The sequence below is a fragment of the Rhodococcus oxybenzonivorans genome (genome assembly GCF_003130705.1).
GTDB classification, from domain to species: Bacteria; Actinomycetota; Actinomycetes; order Mycobacteriales; family Mycobacteriaceae; genus Rhodococcus_F; species Rhodococcus_F oxybenzonivorans.
On record NZ_CP021354.1, the window covers coordinates 3,630,806 to 3,654,348 of the forward strand.

A 23,543-nucleotide genomic window follows, 5' to 3' on the forward strand; every position below is an offset into this window, starting at 1 on the left:
CTCAGTTCGCGGCTACCTCGAAGCGCGACAACGCGAGGAGCCGTGAGGTGGCGCGGAGATACTTCTTGCGGTACCCACCGGCAAGCATCTCGGGCGTGAAGATGGAGTCGAGCTTCGCGCCCGCCACCGTCACCGGGATGCTGGCGTCGTACAGGCGGTCCGCGAGAACGACGAGCCGCAGAGCCACCGACTGGTCGTCGGCCGGATGGACACCGTCCAGGAACACGGCCGGGATGCCCTCGACCAGCTTGTTGTATCGCGACGGGTGCAGGGTGCTCAGGTGCGCACACAGCGCATCGAAGTCGTCGAGTGTGGCACCGGGGATGGCGTCGGCACGCTCGAGGAGTTCCTCCGAGGAGATCGGGTCGGGCGCCGGCGGCAGGTCGCGGTGCCGGTAGTCGGGGCCATCCACCCGGATGGTCTCGAAGATCGAGCCCAGCTTCTTGATCTCCCGCAGGAAGTCCTGCGCTGCGAAGCGGCCCTCACCGAGCTGGCCGGGAAGGGTGTTCGACGTCGCGACGATGGACACACCACGCGCGGACAGCTCGGACAGCAACCGGGACACGAGCATGGTGTCACCCGGATCGTCGAGTTCGAACTCGTCGATGCAGAGGACACTGTGGTCGGACAGCTGCTCGACCGCCTTGTTGAACCCCAGCGCGCCGACCACGTGGGTCAGCTCGACGAAGGTGCCGAATGCCTTCGGCGACGGGACGCTGTGGTAGATCGACGCGAGCAGGTGGGTCTTGCCGACGCCGAACCCACCGTCGAGGTAGAGACCGGCACCGGTGGACGGCGTCTTCTTCCCGAAGAGGCCACGTCGGCCGCCGCTGCGGATCTTGCCGACCTTCTTCGAGAACTCCTCGGCCTTCTGCACAGCCACGGCCTGGCTGGGCTCGGCGGGGTCCGGGATGTACGACGCGAAGCTCACCTCGTCGAACATGGCCGGGGGCACCATTTGAGCGACCAACTGATCAGCCGGCACCACGGGGCTGCGATCGACAAGACGTGCATGCATACAAGCAGGGTATCCACGTGTTGTGATCACTAACATGCAGCGTGTACATATTGCGACCTACCTCACATCGGACTCCGGGCAGTCGGGGACGGATACCGGTGAAGTGACCGGGGACGCATTGCGTGAGCTGTATGCGTACCCGGTGGAGATGCCGCGACCGTGGGTGCGGGCGAATTTCGTGTGCAGCATCGACGGAGCCGTCTCTGTCGGCGGTGTGAGCGGAACGCTGGGAACGCCCGCCGACAAGAAGGTGTTCGACACCCTTCGGGAGGCGGCCGACGTCGTCCTGGTGGGAGCAGGAACCGTCCGCGCCGAAAACTACGGTGGCGTGCGAATTGACGCGGACGGCAGGCAACGCCGTATCGCATCGGGATTGTCCGCCGTCCCGCCGATTGCGGTCGTCTCGGCACGGGCACACCTCGACGCCGACGCCCGACTGTTCACCGACACCGAGGTCGCGCCCATCGTGATCACCTGCGCCGCCGCCGATCCGGTCCGGGTGGCCGCCCTCGTCGAGGCCGGTGCTCACGTCATTCGCACCGGCGGTTCGGAGATCACAGGTCCTGAGGTGATCGCCGCAGTGGAGGGGCTGGGACTGCGCAGAATTCTCTGTGAGGGCGGGCCGAGCCTGTTCGGACAGCTCGTGGCCGACGACCTCGTCGACGAACTCTGCCTCACCACGGCACCCGTCCTGGTGGGGGGAACCGCCGGGCGCATCGCCACTTCTCCCCACGTCGCCACGGTCTCGATGACACCTGCGCACGTCCTCGCCGACACAGACGGCACGGTTCTGACACGCTGGGTGCGGCTTCCCCGCCCGTGAAGGAACCTGGCAGGCTGTCCGGCATGCGCAGATTGGGGTTGCTCGCACTGGTTCTCGTGGTGTGCAGTGCGTGCGGAGCCGGACCGTCGAACCGGCCGCACGTCGCCGTCGAACGCGAGGGCGGCGGCAGCGAACCCACCCCGACAGAATCCCAGAACGCCGACGCTCCCCCGCCCCAGTTGCAGGTTCCGAAGACGGACCTCACGTGGACAGACTGCACCCCGGGCACCCTCGAGACGCTGGGCCCCGGAGTGGTGGCGCCTTCGGGTCTGATCTTCGAGTGCGCGTCGTACGAATCGGCCGTCGACGAGAGCGGAGTCCTTCCCGGATCGTTCACAATGGGCGCGATGCGGGCGCGACTCGCGGACACCCCGGCAAACGCTGCCCCCCTCGTCCTGACGTCCGGGTCGGACCGGTCGTCGACGTCGACGCTCGCCGCGCTCAGCACGGGAGGGTTGTCGACTCTGCTCTCGACGCGTCCGGTTGTCGCCGTCGATCGCCGCGGAATCGCGTCGTCACAGAAAATCGAATGCCTTTCGCCGCCGACCTCCGACCTTCGGCGCAGGCTGGCCGACCTGGGACAATTCGATCCGGGTGCCGGCGACCAGGTCGACAAGGTGGCCGCTCTCGGGCGAGATGCCACCATCGCCTGTACCGATTATCTGCAACCGCAAGAACTCGCCTTCGACAGCACCCACGCCGCAGATGACATCGAAACGCTGCGTCGCACGTGGGAGGTCGACTCCCTCGGGATACTGGCCACCGGAAACGGGAGCGCCGTTGCATTGAGCTACGCCGCCGAATACCCGGGACGGGTCGGCCGGCTCGTCCTCGACTCCCCCGCGGTGACCACCGTGGACGCCGCAACCGTCACCGAGCAGCAGGTGGCCGGACAGGAAGCGGCGTTCGACGCCTTCGCCCGGCAGTGCACCGCACTGAACTGTTCCCTCGGCCCCGACCCGCGGGCTGCGGTCACCGCAGCCGTTGCCGCGGCCGCGGCCGGTCGGATCCCCGGGGTGTCGTCGAATGCGCTGCTCACGGCGATCTCGGGGGTGCTGGGTACGGCCGGAGGTGACCAGCAGGGCCGGGTACGCATGTTGTCCGACGCCGTGTCGGCCGCCACCGCCGGCAACACCGCGCCGCTGCTGGCCCTCGCAGCGCAGGCGGAGGCGGCCTACGAGTCCGACGGCCAGTTCATCACCCGGTGCACGGACGGGCAGCAGTGGCCTGCCCCGGATCGCGTGCGCGAACTCCAGCGCGTGTGGGGTGAGCAGTTTCCGTTGTTCGGCCCCGATGCGGCCGTGGGCCTCCTGCTGTGCACGTCGTGGCCTGCGACCGCACCGCCCGCGCTCCCCGGTGACCTCTCGATGCCCGTGCTCGTACTCAGCGGCGCGGCCGACCCCGTCGTCGGTAACGCCGGCGTCGGCACCGTCACCGGAGCAGTGGGCAGCGCGGGCGCCACCACCGCCACCCTGACGTGGCACGGCCGGGGTCACCCGGCCACCCACTCGGACTGCGCGCAGAAGGCCATCGTCTCGTATCTGGCCGACGGAACACTGCCTCCCGACGGCAGCGCCTGCCCCGCCTAGCCGGTAACCGGGCCCGACACCCGCAGGGGGTGCGTGACCGCATGTCACGGCTAGCCGGTGTACCGTGCCGTGGTGTTCCTTCGACATCTCGAACCGCGCACCGGGCGGACTCCTCACGAGGTCATCAACTTCGCGTTGTGGCCGATCGCCGTCATGACCGTGCTGCATCGAGTGGTTGTCAAGGCGGTCAACGGCTACATCACCGACGACTTCCGGCCGGTCTACAACGCTGCCCTGGCGTTCCTCAACCGCCGCCCCGTCTACACCGCCAACTTCGACTGGGTGGACCCGCACTACCTGTATCCGCCGTCCGGAACGCTGCTGATGGCACCGATCGCGATCATCGATCCCGAGAAGTCGCGGTGGCTCTTCATCCTGGCCAACACGATCGCCATCGTCATCGCGTTGTACCTGCTGTTGCGGTTGTTCGGCCTCGGCCTGAACTCGATCGCCGCCCCGATCCTTCTCTTCGCGACGTTTTCGTCGGAAACTGTCACGAACACGCTGGTCTTCACCAACATCAACGGTCTGGTGCTGCTCGGGGAGATCGCGTTCCTGGTGCTGCTCATGAAGCGACGGGACATGTGGTCCGGCGTCGCCATCGGCCTGACGTTCGCGGTGAAACCGATCCTGGCGCCACTTCTCTTACTTCCTCTCGTCCGCGGGCAGTGGAAAGTGTTCGTCACCGCCCTCGGCATCCCCCTCGTCCTCACCGCCGTAGCGTGGCCGCTGTCGGCGGATCCGATGGACTTCGTTCACCACACCGTTCCGTACCTGATGGAGTCGCGCGACTACTTCAACAGCGCGATCGTGGGCAACGGCAGGTACTACGGTCTCCCGACGTGGATGATCTTCACGCTCCGTGGAATTTTCGCCGCACTGGTGGCGGGGTCCCTCTGGCTGCTGTACCGCTACTACCGGCACGACGAACTGTTCTTCGTGGTGACCACGTCCGGTGTCCTGCTGACCGCGTCCTGGCTGCTCGGTTCGCTGGGCCAGATGTACTACTCGATGATGCTGTTCCCGCTCGTCATGTCGGTGGTACTGAAGAACTCGGTGATGCGAAATTGGCCGGCGTGGCTGGCGGTGTACGGGTTCCTCAGTTACGACAGTTGGTTGTCGGGACGGTTCGTCGAGGCGGGCCGCACCGCCGAATACATGAAGACCACCCTCGGGTGGAGTCTGCTGTTGATCGTCATTTTCGGGGTGCTCGCAGTCCGCTACGTCACCGCGAAGCGTGAGGGTCGGCTGGATCAGGGCATCGATCCGGCGTTCCTCCTCGAACCTCGCCCGAAGACCCCGTCGACGGAACCCGAGCTCGCACCGGAACCGGAAGCGGAGTCGGCTGTCGCCAAGTCGTAGCAGTCTCGCCGGGCGCTGACGGACCCGCGAACTCGAAACGTATTAGCGTGGAGCCATGAGTTCGCAGCAGAAGGATCCCACCCAGTCCGCACCGAAGGTCGTCCTCTCCGACAGTGAATGGCGGGAGAAGCTGACGCCCGAGGAATACGCGGTACTGCGGCAGGCCGGAACCGAACGTCCCTACGTGGGTGAATACACCGACACGACAACCGAGGGTGTCTACCACTGCCGCGCATGCGGCGCGGAGTTGTTCCGCAGTACCGAGAAATTCGAATCCCATTGCGGGTGGCCGTCGTTCTTCGACCCCGCCGATTCCGATGCCGTCATTCTCCGCGAGGACACATCGCTGGGTATGCGCCGCGTCGAGGTCATCTGCAAGACGTGCCACAGCCATCTCGGTCACGTCTTCGAAGGCGAGGGCTACCCCACCCCGACCGACCAGCGTTACTGCATCAACTCCATTTCACTGGTCCTCGAGCCGACCGAGAAGTGATCGTCGGCGGGTCGAAGGCGCGAATCGGCGGCAGCTCGTCCAGATAGCGTTCGATCTGCACCAGCACGTGCTGGCCCGTGCAGCCGCGGGACAGTGAAGAACTGCCCACGTCCGCGGTCAACACGTTCGGGTTGCCGTGCACGCACAGCGACTCCGGGTCGGTGGGGTCGAGCGGGTCGTACCAGGCACCCGTCGACAACTGCACCACGCCTCGCCGGACACCGTCGTCCACCACGACACCGGCGAGGCAGGAGCCGCGATCGTTGTAGACCCGGACGACGTCACCGGCGACGACGCCGCGAGCCGCGGCATCATCGGGGTGGATCCGGAGCGGTTCGCGGCCCTTGATCTTCGATTCCCGGCTGGTCGCGCCGTGATCGAGTTGGCTGTGCAGCCGACTCCGCGGCTGATTGGCGATCAGGTGCAGCGGATACTGCTGTGCTCGATCGCCACCGAGCCATTCCTCCGGCTCGTACCAGCGTGGATGGCCGGCGCAGTCCGCGTAACCGAAGCTGTCGATGTCTGCCGAGAAGATCTCGATGCGACCGCTGGGTGTCGCGAGCGGGTACGTGGCCGGGTCGGCACGGAAATCGCCGAACAGCACGAGGTCGTCTTCGGTGCGCATCCGCACCTGCCCGTCTGTCCAGAAGTCGTCGAAGATCGGCGCCGGGCCGCCGTCCGCCCGGACGAATCCGCGCCATTGTTCGTAGAGGTGCTCGAGCCATTGCTGCGACGAGCGTCCTTCGGTGAACTTCTCGCCGACACCCAGCCTGCGGGCGAGTGCGCTGAAGGTGTCGTAATCGTCCCGGGCATCGGCGTACGGGCGCACTGCGGCGTGCATGGCGACGAGCAGCGGGTCGTTGCGGGTGCAGCTGATGTCGTCCCGCTCGAGCGACGTGGTGGACGGCACCACGATGTCGGCGTGCCGTGCCATCGGGGTCCAGTACGGCTCATGGACCACGATCGTCTCGGGGCGTGCCAGCGCCCGCCTGAGCCGGCCAAGATCCTGATGGTGGTGGAACGGGTTGCCCCCAGCCCAGTACAGCATCCGGATATCCGGATAGCTCAGCCGCTGACCGTCGTAGTCGAAGGGTGCTCCCGGATTCAGGAGCATGTCCGAGACCGCCGCCACCGGGATGAAATCCGGGACCGGGTTGAGTCCCTGCGGCAGGGTGGGCAGGGGGTACGGCACGGGTGCGAGGCCCGGCTCGTTCATCGAACCATAGCCATGGCCGAAGCCCCCGCCGGGCAGACCGACCTGTCCGAGCATCGCGGCAAGAGTGACGCCCATCCACGGCGCCTGCTCCCCGTGCCGCACGCGCTGCAACGACCACGTGACGGTCACCATGGTCCGGCTCGCCGCCATCCGTCGCGCCAGTACCACCAGTTCGTCCGCGGCGATTCCCGAAATCTGCTCCGCCCACGCCGGCGATTTGGGCACTCCGTCGGAACGTCCGAGCAGGTACTCCTCGAAACGGTCGTAACCGACGCAATGGCTTGCCAGGAACGCCGTGTCGTGCAGGCCTTCCGTCGCCAGAACGTAGGCGAGGGCGAGCATGATGGCGACATCGGTGCCGGGGACGGGTGCGTGCCGTTCCGCGGCACCATGGAGGTCGTCACGCAGCGGACTGAAGGACACGATGCAGCCACCGCGACGTCGGAGCGCGTCCAGCGCGCCTCGTGTCGGGTGGTCGCTCGTGCCGCCGTGGTTCACTCCGGTGTTCTTCAGCGGGACACCGCCGAAGCACACCAGAAGTTCGGTGTGCTCGGCGATGACTTTCCAGGACGTCGACCGCGCGAACAACTTCCAGTGCGTACCGACGACGCGGGGCATGATCACGCCCGTCGCACCCAGTGAATAACTGTGGACGGACCGTGTATAGCCACCGAGCGAGTTGAGGAACCGGTGCACCTGGCTCTGCGCATGGTGGAACCGCCCGGCGCTGGCCCAACCGTAGGAGCCGCCGAAGATCGCGCTGTTGCCGTACGTGTCGATCACTCGGCGCAGTTCACCGGAAAGGCGCTCCGTCAGCTCTTCCCAGTCGACGGACACGAACTCGTCCGAGCCTCGGGCACTGCTGGGACCGGGTCCGTTCTCGAGCCAGCCGCGCCGCACGGCAGGGCCGGTAATGCGCGCCTTGTTGCGGATCGAACCGGCGATGTTACCCAGCGCCGGCGAAGGGTCCGAGTCACCCGAATACGGGTGAACCGCGACGACCTCGCCGTCCGACACCTGGGCCTCGAACATCCCCCAATGGGACATGTGCTGGTAGCGGACCCCGCGGTCCGCCTCGTCGACGTCACTCATGGACGGTGCGGTGAATCACGGAAGAGCCGTGACGAGCTTCTCCACATCCACCCGGGGACCGGTGAAGAACGGTACTTCCTCCCGGACGTGAAGGCGTGCCTCGGTGGCCCGGAGATCGCGCATGAGATCGACGATGCGGTACAGCTCGGGCGCCTCGAACGCGAGGATCCACTCATAGTCCCCCAACGCGAACGAGGGCACGGTGTTGGCGCGGACGTCCTTGTAGGCGCGGGCGGCCATGCCGTGGTCGGCGAGCATCTTGCGGCGTTCCTCGTCCGGCAGGAGGTACCACTCGTAGGACCGCACGAACGGGTACACGCAGATGTAGTTGCCCGGGTCCTCCCCCGCGAGGAATGCGGGGATGTGACTCTTGTTGAACTCGGCAGGGCGGTGACAGGCCACATTGCTCCACACGGGTGCGCTCGCCCGCCCGAGCGCGGTGGTGCGCCGGAAGTCGGAGTACGTGGCCTGCAGCGCCTCGATGCTCGGCGAATGGGTCCAGATCATGAAGTCCGCATCGGCGCGAAGACCGGCCACGTCATAGAGTCCGCGGACGACGACCCCCTTCTCCGCCTGAGCCTCGAAGAAGATCCGAGCCTCCTTGATCACAGCTTCCCGGTCGTCCCCGAGAACACCGGGTTCCACCTGGAACACGGAGAACATCAGGTAGCGGATTTCAGAGTTCAATGCGTCGAAGTCGAGGCGTGCCATGGGTCTATCGTGCCACTCGCTCGGCGAGGCGTGTAGCCGCCGTCGTCGCAGAGGCGACACAGGCGGGAACCCCCACCCCGTGGAGCAACGCGCCGGACACCTCGACACCCTCCAGACCTGCGATGTCGCGCTCGATCTCGGCCACCCGGTCGAGATGCCCGGGGCCGTACTGCGGCAACCCGCCGTACCACCGCTGGACCCGTGCCGCCACCGGTTCGTCCGTCACTCCGGTGACCGTACCGAGGTCGCGTCGCGCCGCCGCGACGAGATCCGCGTCGGGCGCATCGACGATGCCGGCGTCACCGAACCTGCCGAACGACGCGCGGACCACTGCCACGTCCCGACCGGCGAGATGGGGCCATTTCCGGCTCGACAGCGTGAAGGCCTTGGCGGCGAGCGACGCGTCTGTTGCGACGAGGACTCCCGAGTTCTGCGGTAGGTCCGCCGCGGCGGGAAGAGCCAACGCCACAACAGCAGAGGAGGCGAGGGGAATCCGCCCGGCGGCCGCAGCCGCACCAGGCGCGATCTCGGCGAGCAGGTCCGCCAGTTGCGGTGCGGGTACGGCGAGGACGATGCCGTCCACGAGCCCGACCGGATCGGCCGACCAGCCGTCGGACTCGCGGGTGATGGTCCGTATCTGTTCGTGGACGACGTGCGCGCGTGCGGCGGCGGCGAGCGCGTCGAGGAGAACTCCGTAGCCGTCGCGCAAGGCCCCGAAGACCGGCCCGGCGGAGGGCGGAGGAAGCGCCTCCGCCACGGCGGCAGACAGGCTTGCCGCTCCGCGATCGAGGGCGGCGGCAAGTGTGGGCAGGGCGGCCCGCACTCCGATCGTGTCCGCAAGACCCGAATACACGCCGCCGAGCAGCGGATCGACCGAGCGCCGCACGACCTGCTCCCCGAACCGCTCGCCCACCAGCGAACCCACCGCGACGTCGGAGCCGGGAACCCAGCGCAGGGGCAGCTCCGACTCCTCCTCGATCCGGGCGAGTGTCCCGTGGTCGACCAGTCCGGCGAGGTCCTCGGGCCGGGCGGGGATGCCCATCAGCGTGTTCTGCGGCAACGGGTGCAGCGAATTCTGGGACCAGATGAGCGGACGCAGGCCCGCCGGATGCACAAGTTGCTCGGTCAGACCCAATTCGGTCAGTAGCGCAGGCACCTCAGGGCGTCGTGCGATGAAGGCCTCCGCCCCCAGATCGAGGGGCTCCCCCGCCAGTAGGTCCGTGCGCAGCTTGCCGCCGAGTCGCCCAGCACCCTCCGCGAGGGTGATGCGCGCTCCGTCGCCCAATTGCTGACGCAGGCGGTACGCCGCGACCAGCCCGGAGATGCCGCCGCCGACCACGAGCACATTCGGCGACGACACCGTCACAGCGAGTGCACCAACTCGACGACGGCGGTGAGGACTCCCGGGTCGGTGTCGGGCAGAACGCCGTGACCGAGGTTGAAGATGTGACCGGTCGTCCCGGATGCCATCGCGGCATCGGCCTCCGCCACGATCCGGCGGACCTGCTTCTCGACGGCCGCCGGTCCGGCGAACAGCACCGAAGGATCGAGGTTGCCCTGCAGCGCCTTACCCGGGCCGACGCGATGGGCCGCGACGTCCAGGGGAATCCGCCAGTCGACGCCTACCACGTCGGCACCCGCTTCCCCCATCGCACCGAGCAGTTCGCCGGTACCGACGCCGAAGTGGATTCGCGGAACACCGGCGCTCTGAATCTCGGCGAACACTCGTTCCGAGTGGGGCAGGACGAACTCGCGGTACTCCGCCAGTGACAGTGCGCCCGCCCACGAGTCGAACAGCTGGACTGCGTCCACCCCGGCGCGCAACTGGGCCTGCAGGAACGTGATCGTGGTGTCGGCCAGGGTGCTCAGTAGTGCGTGCCACGTCTTCGGGTCGGAGTGCATGAGCGCCTTGGTGCGCTCGTGGTTGCGGCTGGGGCCGCCCTCGACCAGATACGACGCGAGGGTGAAGGGGGCACCCGCGAAGCCGATCAACGGGGTCGAGCCGAGTTCGACCGTGAGCAGCCGGACTGCCTCGGCCACCGCGCCCACCTCCTCGGGGACGAGCCGTGGCAGCGCTGCCACGTCCCCGATCGATCGAACCGGGTTGGCCACCACGGGCCCCGTTCCCGCCACGATGTCCAGGTCGATACCGGCCGCTTTGAGCGGCACGACGATGTCGGAGAAGAGAATCGCGGCATCGACACCGTGGCGGCGCACCGGCTGCATGGTGATCTCACTGACCAGGGCAGGGTCGAAGCACGACTCGAGCATTCCGATGCCCGCCCTGATCTTGCGGTACTCGGGCAGTGAGCGCCCCGCCTGCCGCATGAACCAGACAGGACGGTGACTCGGCGTGCGACCGTTCGCGGCCGCGAGGAACGGTGCGTCGGGAAGCACCCTCCTCGAGGTGAACGTGGCCCGCTCGGCCATGCCTGCATTCGTGCTTTCCAACCCGCTCATCGGTCCTCACGCTCTCTGCCGGCTCGTATTTCGGCAGCTCTCATGCTGCCATGTCCTCGCGCCGTCGCCGATCGGCCCTGCTCGGCGCGCCTCCGACGAGATGCGAACGTCCGGGTCTAACGTCCCGAGCTGTGACGACTTCGGGATCGCGCGCCGAACCCGCCGAGTTCCGCGCCGCCGTCGATGCGATGAACTCCGCGCAGGTTCGTGCGGACATCGAGCTGGGCCCCATCCGGCCCCCTCAGCGACTGGCGCCGTTCAGCTACGCCGTCGGTGCGGAAGTCGTGCACGAGGACACCGGTGTCGTTGCCGAACAGAGCGAGGGCGACGCGTTCGGCCGGCTGATCCTCCTCTACGACCCGGAGGGCGACGAAGCCTGGAACGGCACGATGCGGCTGGTCGCCTACATTCAGGCCGACCTCGATGCCGCTGTCGCGGCGGACCCGCTGCTTCCCGAGGTCGCGTGGAGCTGGCTCGTCGATGCCCTCGAGTCGCGGTCGGAACCACTCACTGCGCTCGGTGGCACGGTCACCGCCACCACGTCCGTCCGCTACGGCGACATCGCCGGACCACCACACGCACACCAATTGGAACTCCGCGCGTCGTGGACCGCGACGTCCGTAGAACTCGCGGCCCACGTCGAGGCGTTCTGCGAGGTGCTGGCCTACGCCGCGGGCCTGCCACCGGCCGGTGTCGCGCAGCTCAAGACCCAGAACGGCGACTAGCCGCTACGCCGGTTCCTCAGCCGCCGGAACGTCGGTGGTGGCACTTCGCGACCATTCCAGGAACCGCCCGACCGCCTGGGTCACCGAGATGCTGCGAATCGACGGAAAGATGTCGAAGGCGTGCTGGGCTCCCCGCAGTTCGGCGTAGGCGACAGGATTGCGGGACACCTTGCGTAACTCGTCGACGAAGAACCGTGCCTCCGCGACCGGCACGAGGGAGTCGCTCGCGCCGTGGATGACGAAGAACGGCGGCGCGTCGGCCCGCACCTGTGCCAACGGTGACGCGGCCCGGTAGTCGTCGGGGAAGGTGGCGTGCCTGCCGAGGATCAACGGCATCAGTCCGGAATGGACACGCTGCAGGACGGCCCTGATCCCGGAGTCACCGGCGATGTCGTAGACGCCGTAATACGGGACGCACGCGTGTACGGAAGTGTCGGCGTCCTCGAAACCGGGCTGAAACCGTGGGTCGTTGGCGGTAAGACCCACCATGGAAGCCAGGTGACCGCCCGCGGACCCACCCGTGACAGCGATGAAGTCGGGGTTGCCGCCGTAGTTCTCGATATTCTTCCTCATCCAGGCCAGCGCCTGCTTGATCGCTACGAGGTGTTCGGGCCACTTGGCCCGCGGCGAGAGCGGATAGTTCACCGCCACGCACACCCATCCGCGCGACGCCATCTCGAACATCAACGGCAGACCCTGCTGGTCCTTGTTGCCGATGACCCACCCGCCGCCGTGGATCTGCAGCAGGATGGGGCTGCTCGCCGGGCGGTCCTTGTGGTGGTAGATGTCGAGTTGCGCACGACGACCGCCCGGGCCGTACGCGAGGTTGCGGATGCGGGTGACGTCTTCGTTGGCCATCCGGAACGGATTGAGCAGCTGACGCCATACCGGCCGTCCCGAACGTTCGATGGCCTCGTCGCGATCGGTGTAGTTTTCGCCGAGCGCCTCGACCAGCGCGCTTTCGGCTTCCTCACCTGCTCCACGGCCGGTGGCGATCGCGGCGGCCAGTCCGCTCATCGAGGCGAGTGCGAGTGCGACCCCGATGCGGTCGGTGCGCGAACGGATTCCGTGTCGCGCGACATGGACGGCCGTGTCCGCAGCAGTCGCCGCGAGGAGGTGCGGCGCCAATTCGGTTGTCAGCCATCCGGAGAAGAAGGCGAACACCGACGTCGGTGCGCCGGGCAGGGGACGCAGCGCGTTGGCGGCGAGCGCGGCCCCCACGCCGTGCCGGAGAACGAAGCCTCGAGTCATCCCGACATCGTAGAACATGTTCTATCGATCGTCGCCAGGCGCCAGCGAGTACCGAGCTGAACACATCACTGCGCACGTCCTTCACGCCTCGGGGGCCGCCCATCTCGCATTCTTTCCTTTCCATGGACTGATTACTAGAACGTGTTCTACTATTTGAAGATGCAGCGACTCAGCGGGCTCGATGCCTCCTTCCTGTACCTCGAAACCTCGACGCAGCTCCTTCACGTCTGCGGGCTCATCGTGCTCGATACGTCGACGGTCCCCGGCGGCTACTCCTACGGCCGGCTGAAAGAGGAACTCGGCATCCGGACCGAAGCCATCCCTTCGTTCCGGCGGAAGCTGCAGGATTCCCGCTTCAATCTGGACCACCCCGTCTGGGTCGACGACGCCGATTTCGACATCGACCGGCACTGCCATCGGGTGGCCGTTCCAGCCCCCGGCGGACGGGAGGAGCTCGCCGAACTGTGCGGAAACATCGCGGGGCAACCGCTCGATCGCGCACGGCCACTGTGGGAGATGTGGGTCATCGAGGGCTTGGACGACGGGTCCGTCGCGGTCATGTCCAAGATGCATCACGCAGGAGTCGACGGAGTTACCGGCGCGAGCATGATCGCCCAGCTGTGCAGCCTCGAACCCGATTCGCCGAGGCCCGATCCCGCAGACTCCGCCCAGGGCGCCGGCGGCGCCAGCTCACTCGAGATCGCCGTCGGTGGATTGCTGTCCGTCGCGTCACGGCCGGTGAAGCTGTTGCAGATCATTCCCCGGAGCGTCGGCCTGCTCCCCCGCTGGATCGACCGTGCACGGCGTGGAGACGCAATGCCCGCGCCGTTCACCGCGCCCCGAACTTCGCTCAACGGCACGCTGACCAGCCACCGCACCATTGCCTTCACCCAGCTCGATTTCGACCTCGTCAAACAGGTGAAGAACGCCTTCGGGGTCAAGGTGAACGACGTGGTCCTCGCCCTCTGCTCGGGGGCATTGCGGACCTACCTCGATACGCGTCGGGAACTACCCGACAAGTCGCTCGTCGCCATCGTTCCGGTGTCGGTGCGCGGCAAGTCGGACCGGCCCGGCACCAATCAGGTGAGCGGGATGTTCACCGAACTGGGCAGCGATATCGAGGATCCTGCGGAACGACTGCTCGCCATCGCCGAACACAACTCGACGTCGAAAGAGCACAACGAGACGTTGGGCGCGACCCTCCTGCAGGACTGGTCCCAGTTCATCGGGCAGTCGGTATTCGGAGCCGCCATGCGCCTGTACTCCACACTCGGACTGGCCGAACGTCATCCCGTCGTGCACAACCTGGTGATCTCGAACGTGCCGGGGCCAACAGATCCGCTCTACTTCCTGGGCGCCCTGATCAAGGCGATGTATCCGATGGGACCGATTTTCCACGGGGCCGGCCTCAATGTGACGGTGATGTCCTTGAACGGGCAGCTCGACATCGGCTTGATGAGCTGCCCGGAGCTCGCTCCACAGCTCTGGGACCTTGCCGACGCGTTCCCCGACGCTCTGGACGAACTCGCCAAGGCCGCGGTCACCCGTGCCTGACACCGCCGAATCGCTGCAGGAATCGGGCGGCGACGTAGAGTCAGGTCTCATGTCCGAAGTCACCGACGAGACCTCGTCCCCTGTCACCGACGAGACCTCGTCCACTGTCACCGACGAGACCTCGTCCACTGTCACCGACGAGACCTCGTCCACTGTTGCCGACGAGCAGACCGCCCTGCAGGTAGTGCCGCTTCTCGCCCCGCGTGATGGGGTACCGCAGGTCGTGACCACAGCGGAGGGTGTAGCGAAGGCGGCTGCCGCGTTGAGTGAGGGCACCGGGCCTTTGGCTGTGGACGCCGAACGTGCTTCCGGTTTCCGGTATTCGGCTCGGGCGTATCTGGTGCAGCTGCGCCGGGAAGGCGCGGGGACGGTGCTGCTCGATCCGATTCCGACGGCGGCCGACCTCGCACCGCTCGCGGAGGCGATCAATCCGCTGGAGTGGATTCTGCATTCCGCTGATCAGGATCTGCCGGGGCTGGCCGAGCTGGGGCTGGCACCGGCGGCCTTGTTCGACACCGAACTCGCCGGTCGTCTCGCGGGCTTCGAGCGGGTGGGACTTGCCGCCATCGTGGAGCGGACCTTGGGCCTCGAGCTGAGAAAGGGGCACGGTGCCGCGGATTGGTCGAAGCGACCTCTTCCCAACTCGTGGCTGAATTATGCCGCACTCGACGTCGAGGTTCTCATCGAGTTGCGCGAGGTCATGGCCGCGGAACTCGAGAAGCAGGGTAAGACCGAGTGGGCGGCGCAGGAGTTCGAGCACATCCGGCTGGCCGGTCCGCCGAAGCCCAAGCCCGACCGCTGGCGTCGAACCTCACACATCACGTCGTTGAAGACGCAACGCCAGCTCGCCGCGGCGCGCTCCCTCTGGCAGGCTAGGGAGGACCTTGCCCGCACTCGTGACGTCTCCCCCAGCCGGGTGCTGCCCGACTCCGCGATCATCGAGGCGTCGGTGAAGAGTCCGCGGAGCATCGACACTCTGCGCGCCCTTCCGGTGTTCGGCGGCCCGCGTCAGCGGCGGCACACGCGAATCTGGTTGGCGGCGCTGGAGGAGGCACGGGCGTTGCCGGACACCGAGCTGCCACCCAAGACTCAGCCCTTCACGGGACCACCTCCGCCGAGCCGGTGGGCGCGGCACGATCCGGCCGCTGCCGACCGGTTGACGGCGGCTCGTGCTGCGCTGGCAACTCTCGGTGAGGAGGTGTCGGTTCCGGTGGAGAATTTGCTGACCCCGGATCTCGTGCGCCGACTGTGCTGGGACTGGACGCCGCCCGTGGACGGGGACGTCGGGGCATCCGTCGACCGCATCCTCGCAGCGGGTGGCGCGCGTCCGTGGCAGCGGGAGTTGACGGTGCCGGTGCTCGGCGCGGCAATGTCGGCGCCCCCCGGCGACGAGCCGCCCAGCGCCTGACCGGCACGATCGCCCGGTTCTACGGGCAAAATCCTGATGAAGCACCCATTAAGTTACCCGCGAGTAACGATAGGGGTAGTCTGTGCCCGAGGCCGGACGCTTGGCCGTGATCCGGCACCAGACTGCTCCATCAGGAGGAATTCGCGTGGCTCCATCCACCACATCGCAACGCAACGTCGTGTTCGTCGACGGGATCCGGACCCCGTTCGGCAAGGCCGGCCCCAAGGGCATGTACGCCGAGACCCGGGCAGACGACCTCGTCGTCAAAACCATTCGTGAACTACTCCGCCGCAATCCGCAGCTCGATCCCGCCCGGATCGACGAGGTCGCCATCGCCGCGACCACGCAGACCGGTGATCAGGGTCTGACCATCGGCCGCACCGCCGGCATCCTCGCCGGCCTGCCCGAAACGGTGCCCGGTTTCGCGATCGACCGAATGTGCGCCGGCGCCATGACGTCGGTCACCACCACCGCGTCCGGCATCGGTTTCGGCCAGTACGACGTGGTGATCGCCGGAGGCGTCGAGCACATGGGTCACCACCCGATGGGTGAGGGCGCCGACCCGAACCCGCGATTCCTCGCCGACCGCCTCGTCGACCCCAGTGCTCTGGTGATGGGCAACACCGCCGAGAACCTGCACGACCGGTTCCCCAGCATCACCAAGGACCGCACCGACGCGTACGCCGTCGCCAGCCAAAACAAGTACGACGCCGCCAAGAAGGCCGGTTTCATCGCCGACACCCTCGTTCCGGTGGCCACCCGCTCCGCCGCGGGGTGGGGACTCGCCACCGAGGACGAGCCGCCGCGCCCCGGCACCACGATCGAAGACCTCGCCAAGCTGAAGACTCCGTTCCGTCCGGCGGGCCGCATCACCGCAGGCAACGCGGCCGGTCTCAACGACGGCGCCACCGCGGCGATCCTCGCGGGTGAGGACACGGCACACGAGCTCGGACTGCCGATCGGCATGCGCATGGTCGGATTCGCGTTCCAGGGTGTCGACCCCGCCGTGATGGGCATCGGTCCAGTCCCTGCCACCGAGAAGCTGCTCGCCCGTACCGGTCTGAAGATCGAGGACATCGGCCTGTTCGAGATCAACGAGGCATTCGCCGTACAGGTGCTCGCCTTCCTCGAGCACTACGGCATCGCCGACGACGATCCGCGGGTCAACCAGTGGGGTGGCGCCATCGCCTGCGGTCACCCGCTCGCGTCCTCCGGCGTGCGCCTGATGACTCAGCTTTCCCGCCAGTTCGCCCAGCGTCCCGACGTCCGCTACGGCCTGACCACGATGTGCATCGGTCTGGGCATGGGTGGAACGGTGATCTGGGAGAACCCGATTTTCGACGGAGCGAAGTAAATGACTTCTATCACCACAGCATTCGCCGACGAGGTCGTGACGAACGCGTACACCAAGATCGTGGCAGTCCCGGGCATCGAGGGTCCGGTCGCCCTGATCACGCTCGACAACGGTTTCGACCACACCAAGCCGTCGTCGTTCGGCCCGAGCGGCCTCGCTGCCCTCGACGCAGCCCTGGAAGAGGCCTTCGCGGCGAACCCGGTTGCGGTCGCGATCACCGGCAAGCCGTTCATCTTCGCTGCCGGCGCCGACCTCAAGGGCGTCCCGAGCATTACCGACCGCGAGCAGGCGCTCGAGCTCGGCCGGTTGGGTCACAGGGTGTTCCGTCGCCTGCGTGAGTCCTCCGTGCCGACCTTCGCCTTCGTCAACGGGGTCGCGCTCGGCGGCGGTCTCGAGGTCGCGCTGCACAGCCACTACCGCACGGCATCCGAGAGCGCCGGCGCGCTGGGTCTGCCCGAGACCTTCCTCGGTCTGGTCCCCGGCTGGGGCGGAACACAGCTGCTGCCCAATCTGATCGGGCCCTCGAACGCGGTGACCGTCGTCCTCGAGAATGCGCTGAACCAGAACAAGATTCTCAACCCGAAGAAGGCTCTCGAGCTCGGTGTCGTCGATGCCGTGTTCGGTTCGGCCGACTTCCTCGAGCAGTCCTTCGCTTGGGCGGCACAGGTTCTCGCGGGTGAGATCACTCCGTCCCGTCCCGAGATCGATCGGGGTCAGGGCTGGGACGAGGCAATCTCGCGCGCGAAGGCCATCGTCGAAGGCAAGACGAAGAACAACGCTCCCGGACCGGTCAAGGCCGTCGAGCTGCTGGAATTGGCTCGCAACACCGACCTCACCGATCCGGCGTCGCTCGACAAGGGTTTCGCCGCCGAAGACGAAGCTCTCGCCGACCTTCTGCTGGCGGACGAGCTCCGCGCCGGGCTGTATGCATTCGACCTGGTGAACAAGCGGGCGAAGCGTCCCGCGGGCGCGCCGGACAAGTCCCTCGCACGCAAGGTCACCGGCGTCGGCATCGTCGGCGCCGGCCTGATGGCCAGCCAGCTCGCCATGCTGTTCGTGCGGCAACTGAAGGTTCCGGTGATCCTCACCGACATCGACCAGGAGCGCATCGACAAGGGTGTCGGCTACGTCCACGGTGAGATCGACAAGCTCCAGGGCAAGGGGCGGCTGTCTCCCGACGCCGCGAACCGCCTCAAGGGCCTGGTATCGGGATCGCTGGACAAGTCCGCCTTCGCGAAGACCGACTTCGTGATCGAGGCCGTGTTCGAAAATCTCGATCTGAAGAAGAAGATCTTCGCGGAACTCGAGGAGTACATCGCTCCCGAGACGATCCTGGCGACCAACACGTCTTCGCTGTCGATCACCAAGATGGCCGCGGACCTGAAGCACCCCGAGCGGGTCGTCGGCTTCCACTTCTTCAATCCTGTTGCGGTCCTCCCGCTGCTCGAGGTGATCAAGGGTGAGAAGACCGACGACGCCACTCTGGCAACGGCATTCGCGACCGCGAAGGCGCTGAAGAAGTCGGCCGTCGGTTCCGCCGACCTGCCCGGCTTCGTTTTCAACAGGCTTCTGATCCGCACCCTCGGTGAGGTGATGAACGCGGTGGACGAGGGCACCCCGTTCGAGGTGGCCGACAACGCCATCGCCGAACTGGGCATGCCGATGACGCCCTTCACGCTGCTCGCACTCGTCGGACCGGCGGTCGCGCTGCACACCGGTGAGACGCTCGCCGAGGCGTACCCCGAGCGGTTCCACAACTCCCCCGGGCTCGAGGCATTGGTCGAGGCCAAGAAGCCCGCGGTGTGGAGCTACGGCGCCGACGGAAAACAGGTCGTCGACCCCGAGGTCGCCGAATTGTGGAAGCAGGGCGACAAGGCGTCCACGTCCGAAGAGGTTCTGGAGCGCACTCGTCGCGCGTTCGCCGAAGAGATCCAGATCATGCTCGACGAGGGTGTCGTCGCCGCGGCCGAGGACATCGATCTCTGCCTGATCCTGGGCGGCGGGTTCGGTTTCTGGAACGGTGGCATCACGCCGTACCTGGACCGCACGGGCACCTCCGAGGCAGTCAACGGGAAGCGGTTCCTGGCGCCGGGCGTCGCAAGCGTCTGACTTCCTGGTGGGAGCGAAGGACGCCACGGCGTCCTTCGCCCCCACCTGTGTCAGGCGACTGGGACGCTGTTCGCCGCGCTCAACGCCTGCCGGGCGTAGGCCCGTACGTCGGCATCGGTGTCGTCCAGGGCCTCGGTCAAAGCCTGAGCCGCAGTCCGATCGCCGGCCCACCGTCCGAGTGAGAGCACGGCTGCCTTCCGCACATCGAGGTGCGGATCCTCCAATATTTCCGCGAGAGCGGGCACGGCAATGCCCGGGTCCGCTCCGGCCAGTCCGCGTGCTGCCCCCTGCCGTATCTGCCAGGCGGATTCGCGCAGTGCCGTGACGACGAGGGCGACATCGTCGTCGCGGCACCCCAATCCGGCGAATGCCGTCAGTGCCGCTGCACGCACCAGCGGGTCGCGGTCATCGGTCAACTCTCGCACTGCGTCGAGTCCACCGAGACCGATGGTGGCGAGCCCGTGCGCCACCGTGATCCGCACTTCCCGGTTCTCGTCGTGTGCCCCCGACGCCACCGACTCCCACTTGTCCAGCGACACCAGGCCTCGCACCGCTTCGATCCGAACGTGGTGATCGGAGTCGGACAACGCCGTCAGGAACTGCTCTGCCGACCCCGCGTGCAGTGCGCGCAGCACGTCGATCACCGCGGCCCGAACCACGGCGTCACCCGACCCCAGATGCGCCTCGAGCCCAGCGGCAGAGGTGAGCACCTCGACCAGTTCGCGCAGTCCTTCGGCGGCGGCGCGGCGAACGGTGACGGCTTCGTCGGCGAGAGCCGCCAAGAGTGCTCCGGTGAAGCCGTCGGGAGTTCCCTCGGTCAGCACCGACAGTGCGGTCACCCGGACCTGGGGGTCGTTATTTCGGAGGTACGGCTCCAGCTCGCCGATGCTGGGTGCATCGAGGCCGAGCAGCGCGACGAGGGCGGGCGACGACGGTTCCTGCCGGACCGGCGCGGCGATACGCGAACGCTCCTCGACCGGCGCGCGTCCTCCGACCAGCGGCGGCTGAGTCACCGCGACCACCGTCTGGTCCTGCGGCGGAAGGGAATCGAGGCCCGGAACCGAAACGAAGTAGGGTGCGACCGGCCTCTTGAAGAACTCCATCTCCCCGTTCTCCCCGCGACGCAGGTTCAGGTGATACCCCCATTCCTCGTCGCCCGACTCCGGTAGGTCGGCGCGCTCGTGGTAGAGCCCCCAGCGGCTCTCGGTTCTGGTGAGGGAACTGCGGGAGGCCATCTCGGCGCAGTCGCGAATGAACGTGACCTCCGCGCAACGCATCAACTCGTGCGGGGTGGTGGCGCCCATCTCGGCGATCTCGCGCTCCATCCGTTCGAAGGTTTCCACGGCAATGGACAGCTTGGTGGCCGTCTTCGGCGGCGCGACGTAGTCGTTGACGAATCGGCGCAGCTTATATTCCACCTGCGGCTGCGGGGGGCCGCCCGGGTTGCGCAACGGCCGGTAGATCAGCTCGTGCGCCTCCTTCAACTGGTCTTCGGGCAGCAGGGTGGGCGCGGGGATACCGGGCAGCGTGCCGGTCGCGTGTGCCCCGGCGAGGTCGCCGTAGACGAACGCGCCGATCATGTAATTGTGCGGAACGCAGGCGAGGTCGCCCGCGGCGTACAACCCGGGAACGGTGGTGGCGCCGTGCTCGTCCACCCACACTCCGGACGCGGAATGCCCGCTGCAGAGTCCGATTTCGGAGATGTGCATCTCGATGTCGTGACTGCGGTAGTCGTGACCGCGGCCCGCGTGGAAGGTGCCGCGGGTGGGACGCTCGGTGGTGTGGAGGATCGATTCCAGGGTGTCGAGCGTTTCCTCCGGAAGGTGACTCACCTTGAGATAAATGGGCCCACGGGCCGACTCGATTTCGCTCTTGACCTCGCTCATCATCTGCCCCGACCAGTAGTCGGAATCGACGAACCGTTCACCGTGCGCGTTGACCTGGTAACCGCCGAACGGGTTGGCGACGTAGGCGCAGGCAGGCCCGTTGTAATCCTTGATGAGCGGATTGATTTGGAAGCACTCGATGCCGCTGAGTTCTGCGCCGGCATGGTAGGCCATCGAGTAGCCGTCGCCGGCGTTCGTCGGATTCTCGTAGGTGCCGTACAGGTATCCGGAGGCCGGTAGTCCCAGTCGGCCGCAGGGACCGGTCGCCAGGATCACCGCTTTCGCGCCGACTGCCACGAACTCCCCCGTGCGGGTGTTCAGCGCAGCGGCCCCGACGGCCCGGCCGTTCTCCGTGAGGACGCGAACGGGCATCAACCGGTTCTCGATGCGGATCTTCTCCCGCATCTTCCGCTGCCGCAGCACCCGGTACAGAGCCTTTTTCACGTCCTTGCCCTCGGGCATCGGCAGCACATAGGAACCGGAGCGATGCACGCGCCGCACCGCGTACTCTCCGTACTCGTCTTTCTCGAACTTCACTCCGTACTTCTCGAGGCGCTGCACCATGGCGAAGCCGCGGGTTGCGGTTTGATAGACCGTGCGCTGATTGACGATTCCGTCGTTTGCCCGGGTGATCTCCGCGACGTAGTCCTCGGGTTCGGCCTTGCCGGGAATGACCGCGTTGTTGACGCCGTCCATGCCCATGGCGAGGGCCCCGGAGTGCCGCACGTGTGCCTTTTCCAGCAGCAGGACGTTCGCCCCGTTCTCGGCTGCAGTCAGGGCAGCCATCGTGCCTGCTGTGCCACCGCCGATGACCAGTACATCGCAGTCGAGACGCACGGTCTCGTCGAGGTCGGGGATGTTCATCGGTTCTCCGGATCGTTCGTCGTCGGGGCGTCATCGGTCTGTTCCAGCGCCGCCAGTACCTCGTCGCGTGCGGCTCGGGTTTCGGTGTCGCCGAGGAACTCCCGCTTGCGCGGGTGGGGAATGTCCACGAGCGCCCGCAGTGGTCTGCCCGCGCCGCCCAGGACCGCCACCCGGTCTCCGAGCAGGACCGCCTCGTCCACGTCGTGGGTCACGAAGACCACCGTCGTGGGGTGGGTGCTCCAGGTGTCGACGAGAAGCCGCTGCATCACGCCGCGGGTCTGCGTGTCGAGAGCGCCGAACGGCTCGTCCATCATCACGGCGCGGGGTGCGCCGGCGAGACCACGCGCCAACTGCACACGTTGTCGCATGCCGCCGGAGAGGTTCTTCGGGAGAAAGTCTCCGAACCCGGTGAGACCGACTTCGTCGATCCAGCGGTCGGCAGTGGCCCGGCGACCCTTCCGCGGCTCACCGCGAAGCGCCAGAGCAAGTTCGATGTTCGAGCGCACGCTGCGCCACGGCAGCAGAGCGTTGTCCTGAAACACCACAGCCCTGTCCCGGGACGTCGACACCACCGACTCACCGTCCGCGACCACCCGGCCGGCGGTGGGTGCCAGCAACCCGGCCAGAGCCCGGAGCACTGTCGATTTACCGCAACCGGACGGCCCCGTGAGTACGAGGATCTCACCCGGCACCACGGTCAGCGACAGCGAGCGGATGACCGGGGCTCCGGTGTACGACAGTGTGACGTCGTCGAGTATGAGTGACATTCCGGTCGCGAGCGTGGTGGCGGTCATGCGCGCTCCCCTCGGGGCAGCCAGCGGGTGACACGCCTGCCGAGCAGCTCCACCGCTGCCGATGTGGCGAAGCCCAGGATGCCGATGGTGATCATGCCGACGAATACACCGGGATAGTCGACGATCGTGTAGGCCTGCCAGGTGCGGTAGCCGACGCCGAGCCGGCCGGAGATCATTTCCGCGGAGATGACGCAGATCCACGCGACACCGATCCCGACCGACAAGCCACCGAACACTCCGGGCAGGATCCCCGGAAGCACCACCCGGGCCAGCACATCCCAGCGCCCGCCGCCGAGGGTGCGCACCGAGTCTTCCCACAGCGTGGGCAACGCCCGGACCGCGTGCCGGGTGCTGACCATGATCGGAAAGAATGCGGCCACGAAGGTGATGAAGACGATCCCGGCCTCGTCGCTCGGAAACAACAGGATCGCAACGGGGACCACGGCGATCGCCGGAATCGGCCGGGCCAGTTCGGTCAACGGTCCGAGGACGTCGGCGAACAGCGTCGATCTGCCGAGCGCGATCCCGGCGGCCACACCGATCACGGTGGCGAGTCCGAACCCGCTGAGAATGCGGATCAGGGACTGGCCCAGGTCGAGGTAGAAGAGGTCGTTGCGCAGCTGGGTGCCGAACGCGGACACGACATCGGTGACGGTGGGAAGGGTGTCGAATCGCAACCACAACCGCACGTCGTTGGCCGTCAGCAGCTGCCACGCTGCGATGGCGGCGACGACGGACGTGATGCGCAGAAGGCGGGATCGCCACGACGATGCCGACGCGGGCAGCGGTGCCGGATCGGGCTGCAGTACCGAAGCCTCGGATTCGATCGACATG

Annotated in this window: 18 protein-coding genes; 9 read left to right on the forward strand and 9 right to left on the reverse strand. The window is 67.1% G+C overall.

Annotated features, from left to right (window positions below; all coding sequences use genetic code 11):
* Position 1: 1 nt before the first annotated feature.
* On the reverse strand, positions 2 to 1,018 hold the full coding sequence (zapE, locus tag CBI38_RS17075) for a cell division protein ZapE (protein ID WP_109330598.1): 1,017 nt from the start codon (positions 1,016 to 1,018) through the stop codon (positions 2 to 4).
* Positions 1,019 to 1,052: 34 nt separating this feature from the next.
* Here zapE and CBI38_RS17080 point away from each other — a divergent pair, with 34 nt between their 5' ends.
* Genes CBI38_RS17080 through msrB form a run of 4 tightly spaced genes read left to right on the forward strand, consistent with a single transcriptional unit; the run spans position 1,053 to position 5,285 of the window.
* On the forward strand, positions 1,053 to 1,841 hold the full coding sequence (locus CBI38_RS17080) for a pyrimidine reductase family protein (RefSeq protein ID WP_109330600.1): 789 nt from the start codon (positions 1,053 to 1,055) through the stop codon (positions 1,839 to 1,841).
* Positions 1,842 to 1,864: 23 nt separating this feature from the next.
* Positions 1,865 to 3,430: an alpha/beta hydrolase gene (locus CBI38_RS17085; protein ID WP_204164764.1), complete on the forward strand. Its 1,566-nt coding sequence runs from the start codon at positions 1,865 to 1,867 to the stop codon at positions 3,428 to 3,430.
* Between the two features lie 57 nt (positions 3,431 to 3,487).
* A complete protein-coding gene (locus tag CBI38_RS17090; RefSeq protein WP_109330602.1) occupies positions 3,488 to 4,792 on the forward strand; it encodes a glycosyltransferase family 87 protein in 1,305 nt (434 codons plus the stop codon).
* A gap of 55 nt (positions 4,793 to 4,847) precedes the next feature.
* Complete coding sequence (gene msrB / locus CBI38_RS17095; protein ID WP_109330604.1) at positions 4,848 to 5,285, forward strand: peptide-methionine (R)-S-oxide reductase MsrB; 438 nt, start codon at positions 4,848 to 4,850, stop codon at positions 5,283 to 5,285.
* Here the strand turns inward: msrB and CBI38_RS17100 are convergent.
* Genes CBI38_RS17100 through hemE form a run of 4 tightly spaced genes read right to left on the reverse strand, consistent with a single transcriptional unit; the run spans position 5,245 to position 10,734 of the window.
* Complete coding sequence (locus tag CBI38_RS17100; protein WP_230989872.1) at positions 5,245 to 7,593, reverse strand: molybdopterin-dependent oxidoreductase; 2,349 nt, start codon at positions 7,591 to 7,593, stop codon at positions 5,245 to 5,247. The genes msrB and CBI38_RS17100 overlap by 41 nt on opposite strands.
* A 15-nt stretch (positions 7,594 to 7,608) precedes the next feature.
* The gene (gene hemQ / locus CBI38_RS17105) at positions 7,609 to 8,304 is read right to left on the reverse strand and encodes a hydrogen peroxide-dependent heme synthase (RefSeq protein ID WP_109330606.1); all 696 of its coding nucleotides are present in this window, start codon (positions 8,302 to 8,304) and stop codon (positions 7,609 to 7,611) included.
* 4 nt (positions 8,305 to 8,308) lie between these two features.
* Positions 8,309 to 9,670 (reverse strand): protoporphyrinogen oxidase, encoded by a 1,362-nt coding sequence (locus tag CBI38_RS17110; protein WP_109330608.1) that lies wholly within the window; start codon positions 9,668 to 9,670, stop codon positions 8,309 to 8,311.
* Positions 9,667 to 10,734: a uroporphyrinogen decarboxylase gene (hemE, locus tag CBI38_RS17115; RefSeq protein ID WP_204164972.1), complete on the reverse strand. Its 1,068-nt coding sequence runs from the start codon at positions 10,732 to 10,734 to the stop codon at positions 9,667 to 9,669. The genes CBI38_RS17110 and hemE overlap by 4 nt, the downstream gene beginning before the upstream one ends.
* A gap of 161 nt (positions 10,735 to 10,895) precedes the next feature.
* Between hemE and CBI38_RS17120 the strand changes: the two genes are divergently transcribed.
* Positions 10,896 to 11,489, forward strand: a complete 594-nt coding sequence (locus CBI38_RS17120; RefSeq protein WP_109330612.1) for a DUF3000 domain-containing protein — start codon at positions 10,896 to 10,898, stop codon at positions 11,487 to 11,489.
* A 3-nt stretch (positions 11,490 to 11,492) separates the two neighbouring features.
* Here the strand turns inward: CBI38_RS17120 and CBI38_RS17125 are convergent, their stop codons facing one another.
* Complete coding sequence (locus CBI38_RS17125; RefSeq protein ID WP_109335154.1) at positions 11,493 to 12,740, reverse strand: alpha/beta hydrolase; 1,248 nt, start codon at positions 12,738 to 12,740, stop codon at positions 11,493 to 11,495.
* A 159-nt stretch (positions 12,741 to 12,899) separates the two neighbouring features.
* On the opposite strand from CBI38_RS17125, the gene CBI38_RS17130 reads away from it, so the two are divergent.
* The 4 genes from CBI38_RS17130 to CBI38_RS17145 all read left to right on the forward strand — a co-directional run bounded on the left by CBI38_RS17130 (position 12,900) and on the right by CBI38_RS17145 (position 19,165).
* A complete protein-coding gene (locus CBI38_RS17130; RefSeq protein ID WP_109335155.1) occupies positions 12,900 to 14,294 on the forward strand; it encodes a WS/DGAT/MGAT family O-acyltransferase in 1,395 nt (464 codons plus the stop codon).
* Between the two features lie 49 nt (positions 14,295 to 14,343).
* Positions 14,344 to 15,702 carry a ribonuclease D gene (locus tag CBI38_RS17135; protein WP_109335156.1) on the forward strand — a complete coding sequence of 453 codons (1,359 nt, stop codon included), beginning with the start codon at positions 14,344 to 14,346 and terminating at the stop codon, positions 15,700 to 15,702.
* A 145-nt stretch (positions 15,703 to 15,847) separates the two neighbouring features.
* Positions 15,848 to 17,056, forward strand: coding sequence for a thiolase family protein (locus CBI38_RS17140; RefSeq protein WP_109330614.1), 1,209 nt, complete (start codon positions 15,848 to 15,850; stop codon positions 17,054 to 17,056).
* Positions 17,057 to 19,165 carry a 3-hydroxyacyl-CoA dehydrogenase NAD-binding domain-containing protein gene (locus CBI38_RS17145; protein WP_109330616.1) on the forward strand — a complete coding sequence of 703 codons (2,109 nt, stop codon included), beginning with the start codon at positions 17,057 to 17,059 and terminating at the stop codon, positions 19,163 to 19,165.
* Positions 19,166 to 19,215: 50 nt separating this feature from the next.
* Here the strand turns inward: CBI38_RS17145 and CBI38_RS17150 are convergent, their stop codons facing one another.
* Genes CBI38_RS17150 through CBI38_RS17160 form a run of 3 tightly spaced genes read right to left on the reverse strand, consistent with a single transcriptional unit; the run spans position 19,216 to position 23,542 of the window.
* Positions 19,216 to 21,915 (reverse strand): fumarate reductase/succinate dehydrogenase flavoprotein subunit, encoded by a 2,700-nt coding sequence (locus tag CBI38_RS17150; RefSeq protein WP_109330618.1) that lies wholly within the window; start codon positions 21,913 to 21,915, stop codon positions 19,216 to 19,218.
* Positions 21,912 to 22,709 carry an ABC transporter ATP-binding protein gene (locus CBI38_RS17155; protein WP_109330619.1) on the reverse strand — a complete coding sequence of 266 codons (798 nt, stop codon included), beginning with the start codon at positions 22,707 to 22,709 and terminating at the stop codon, positions 21,912 to 21,914. The genes CBI38_RS17150 and CBI38_RS17155 overlap by 4 nt, the downstream gene beginning before the upstream one ends.
* Positions 22,706 to 23,542, reverse strand: a complete 837-nt coding sequence (locus CBI38_RS17160; protein ID WP_418328343.1) for an ABC transporter permease — start codon at positions 23,540 to 23,542, stop codon at positions 22,706 to 22,708. Before CBI38_RS17160 ends, CBI38_RS17155 begins: the two co-directional genes overlap by 4 nt.
* Position 23,543 lies beyond the last annotated feature (1 nt).

What these genes read in the sequence shown, in the direction of transcription:
- CBI38_RS17085 (WP_204164764.1), top strand. Translation starts at nt 1,865, where the DNA reads ATGCGCAGATTGGGGTTGCTCGCACTGGTTCTCGTGGTGTGCAGTGCG.
- CBI38_RS17125 (WP_109335154.1), bottom strand. Translation starts at nt 12,740, where the DNA reads ATGACTCGAGGCTTCGTTCTCCGGCACGGCGTGGGGGCCGCGCTCGCC.
- CBI38_RS17135 (WP_109335156.1), top strand. Translation starts at nt 14,344, where the DNA reads ATGTCCGAAGTCACCGACGAGACCTCGTCCCCTGTCACCGACGAGACC.
- CBI38_RS17155 (WP_109330619.1), bottom strand. Translation starts at nt 22,709, where the DNA reads ATGACCGCCACCACGCTCGCGACCGGAATGTCACTCATACTCGACGAC.
- CBI38_RS17080 (WP_109330600.1), top strand. Translation starts at nt 1,053, where the DNA reads ATGCAGCGTGTACATATTGCGACCTACCTCACATCGGACTCCGGGCAG.
- CBI38_RS17150 (WP_109330618.1), bottom strand. Translation starts at nt 21,915, where the DNA reads ATGAACATCCCCGACCTCGACGAGACCGTGCGTCTCGACTGCGATGTA.
- CBI38_RS17160 (WP_418328343.1), bottom strand. Translation starts at nt 23,542, where the DNA reads ATGTCGATCGAATCCGAGGCTTCGGTACTGCAGCCCGATCCGGCACCG.
- hemQ (WP_109330606.1), bottom strand. Translation starts at nt 8,304, where the DNA reads ATGGCACGCCTCGACTTCGACGCATTGAACTCTGAAATCCGCTACCTG.
- CBI38_RS17100 (WP_230989872.1), bottom strand. Translation starts at nt 7,593, where the DNA reads ATGAGTGACGTCGACGAGGCGGACCGCGGGGTCCGCTACCAGCACATG.
- hemE (WP_204164972.1), bottom strand. Translation starts at nt 10,734, where the DNA reads ATGGCCGAGCGGGCCACGTTCACCTCGAGGAGGGTGCTTCCCGACGCA.
- CBI38_RS17130 (WP_109335155.1), top strand. Translation starts at nt 12,900, where the DNA reads ATGCAGCGACTCAGCGGGCTCGATGCCTCCTTCCTGTACCTCGAAACC.
- zapE (WP_109330598.1), bottom strand. Translation starts at nt 1,018, where the DNA reads ATGCATGCACGTCTTGTCGATCGCAGCCCCGTGGTGCCGGCTGATCAG.
- msrB (WP_109330604.1), top strand. Translation starts at nt 4,848, where the DNA reads ATGAGTTCGCAGCAGAAGGATCCCACCCAGTCCGCACCGAAGGTCGTC.
- CBI38_RS17145 (WP_109330616.1), top strand. Translation starts at nt 17,057, where the DNA reads ATGACTTCTATCACCACAGCATTCGCCGACGAGGTCGTGACGAACGCG.